At 36.9% G+C, this 2591-nt stretch carries 4 protein-coding genes; 2 read left to right on the plus strand and 2 right to left on the minus strand.

From position 1 onward, the window contains the following. The first annotated feature begins 96 nt into the window (after positions 1–96). Positions 97–1341 (plus strand): glutamate-5-semialdehyde dehydrogenase, encoded by a 1245-nt coding sequence (locus AC3AX0_RS11260; RefSeq protein WP_487550378.1) that lies wholly within the window; start codon positions 97–99, stop codon positions 1339–1341. Between the two features lie 94 nt (positions 1342–1435). On the opposite strand, the gene AC3AX0_RS11265 is transcribed toward AC3AX0_RS11260, so the two are convergent. Beyond that, positions 1436–1753, minus strand: a complete 318-nt coding sequence (locus tag AC3AX0_RS11265; RefSeq protein WP_487550379.1) for a YbjQ family protein — start codon at positions 1751–1753, stop codon at positions 1436–1438. Continuing rightward, positions 1731–1949 carry an NADH dehydrogenase subunit 3 gene (locus tag AC3AX0_RS11270; RefSeq protein ID WP_487550380.1) on the minus strand — a complete coding sequence of 73 codons (219 nt, stop codon included), beginning with the start codon at positions 1947–1949 and terminating at the stop codon, positions 1731–1733. The genes AC3AX0_RS11265 and AC3AX0_RS11270 overlap by 23 nt, the downstream gene beginning before the upstream one ends. 197 nt (positions 1950–2146) lie before the next feature. Here AC3AX0_RS11270 and AC3AX0_RS11275 point away from each other — a divergent pair. After that, the coding region (locus tag AC3AX0_RS11275; protein WP_487550381.1) for an NADH peroxidase at positions 2147–2591 on the plus strand (445 nt) is incomplete at its 3' end.

The following is a 2591-nucleotide window of genomic DNA, read 5'->3' on the forward strand; positions in this document are numbered from 1 at the left end:
TCATCGCAAGCGGTGAAGATATAAACATAATATACGATATTATAGCTGGAAAGGACATCGGAACATTTTTCAGCACAAAAGGAAAGGATGAATAAAATGTCTGAACTTACTATTAAAGGAAAAAACAGCAAATCAGCATCCGCAGTTTTAGCAAAACTTAAAACTACAGGAAAAAACAAGGTCCTCCTAAAAGTGGCGGAAAACCTTGTGAAAAACAGCAGCTATATACTTGAAAAAAATGATATTGATATCCAAAATGCAAGAAAAGCTGAAATAAAAGAATCACTTATAGACAGGCTTCTTCTAACAGAAGATAGGATTGAAGGAATGGCTTCCGGCCTGGTTCAGATATCAGATCTTGAAGATCCAATAGGTGAAGTTTTATATATGAAAGAAAGACCCAACGGACTTAAGATAGGGAAAAAAAGAGTTCCCTTTGGAGTAATAGGAATTATCTATGAATCTAGACCAAATGTTACAATAGATGCTTTTGGACTTTGCTTCAAAACAAGTAATGCTGTTATACTTAGAGGTGGAAAAGAAGCCATCAATTCAAATATTGCACTGGTTGAAATAGTGCAAAGCACCCTAGAAGAAATGGACCTACCAAGAGAAATAATACAAATCGTTGAGGACACTTCAAGAGAGACAGCAAATGAAATGATGAAACTTAATGACTATCTTGACCTTCTTATCCCAAGAGGAGGAGCAGGACTAATCCAGGCAGTTGTAAACAACAGTACCGTACCAGTTATTGAAACAGGAATCGGAAACTGCCACGTCTATGTAGACAAGAGTGCAGATCTGGAAATGGCTGTAAAAATAGCAGATAATTCAAAGACTCATAGAACTGGCGTCTGTAACGCCTGTGAAAAGCTTCTTGTTCACAAAGATATCGCAGACGAATTTCTTCCAAAGATTTTCAAAGTATACAATTCAAAGGGCGTTGAAATAAGAGGAAATAATGAGTTAAAACCATTCTCCGACAAGATTGTAGATGCAACTGATGAAGACTGGTCTACTGAATACCTAGACATGATAATAGGTGTGAAGATTGTAGATTCACTGGAAGATGCAATTAGTCATATAAACATCTATGGAACAGGCCATTCCGAAGCAATAGTAACGGACAGCTATTCAAATTCACAGAAATTTCTGGATGAAGTCGATGCTGCCGCAGTATATGTTAATGCATCCACAAGATTTACTGACGGAGAGGAATTCGGCTTTGGAGCTGAAATAGGAATTAGTACACAAAAACTTCACGCTAGAGGTCCAATGGGACTTGAAGAACTGACTTCCACAAAATATATAATATTTGGAAGCGGACAGATAAGATAAGAAATAAATTATTGTAACACTTCATTTAAACAAAAAAAGCAACAGTCACAGGACTATTCCCTTGGACTGATGCTTTTTATTTATTGAATTGTATTTATTTTGCAAGCTTTATGGCAGTACCATAAGCGAGGATTTCAGCTGCGCCCTGCATTACTGCAGAAGTAGAAAACCTTATATTAATTACTGCATCTGCACCAAGGGACTCTGCCTGCTTTGTCATCTTGGCCAAGGCTATGCTCCTTGCCTCTTCAAGCATTTCAGCGTATTCCTTCATTTCTCCACCTACAAGCATCCTAAGACCCGACACTATATCCTTGCCCACATGCTTTGCTCGTATAGTACTTCCCTTTACCAGTCCAAGGACCTCTGTAATTTCTTTTCCAGGAATATTATCTGTATTTATCAATATCATCTTTTTCCTCCCTGTATACCTTTATTCTTTCTTGAATAATCATAACTACTATTACAATTGCGAGAATGAAGCAGACCAGAAACATGACATAAAAAACGGTGTCCAAGTCAAAGAAAACCTTCCAGGGCGACATGAATACAATTATATAAAAAGCTATGAAAATTAGTGCAATCAGCAAACCGAGCGTTGATTTCATGATCATACCTCCTTCTTTAATTATACCTTGAAATAAACAACCATTCAACTCAGTCCATGAGATATATCCCCGTTCAAATGTCGTCCCTAAAAAAAATCTATGAATCTATCTTAAAACTCTTGACTTTTTGGCTATTTGTAATTATTATATATTTGTAATCATTACAAATCAAACTTAAAACAACGGAGGATATCAATATGAAATTTGTATGTACAGTATGCGGTTATGTTCATGAGGGAGAAGCTCCACCAGCTGAATGTCCTGTTTGTAAAGTAGGACCAGATAAATTTATTGAAAAGCAAGAAGATGAAAGTTTTGCTGATGAGCATATAATAGGAATAGCTAAAGACGTAGATCCTAGAATAGTAGAAGGTTTAAAACAAAACTTCATGGGTGAATGTACAGAAGTTGGAATGTACCTCGCCATGAGCAGACAAGCTGATAGAGAAGGATATCCTGAAATTGCAGAAGCATTCAAAAGATATGCTTTTGAAGAAGCAGATCATGCTGCAAGGTTTGCAGAACTTCTAGGCGAGGTAGTTACAGACTCTACAAAGAAAAACCTTGAAATGAGAGCTGATGCTGAGCATGGAGCATGTGCTGGTAAAAAAGACCTAGCTACTTTGGCTAAGCAACTTAATC

This window comes from Dethiosulfatibacter sp. (assembly GCF_983023055.1).

Bases quoted from the DNA above. Each gene is read 5' to 3' on its own strand.
- AC3AX0_RS11260 (WP_487550378.1), top strand. From the start codon at position 97: ATGTCTGAACTTACTATTAAAGGAAAAAACAGCAAATCAGCATCCGCA.
- AC3AX0_RS11265 (WP_487550379.1), bottom strand. From the start codon at position 1,753: ATGATATTGATAAATACAGATAATATTCCTGGAAAAGAAATTACAGAG.
- AC3AX0_RS11270 (WP_487550380.1), bottom strand. From the start codon at position 1,949: ATGAAATCAACGCTCGGTTTGCTGATTGCACTAATTTTCATAGCTTTT.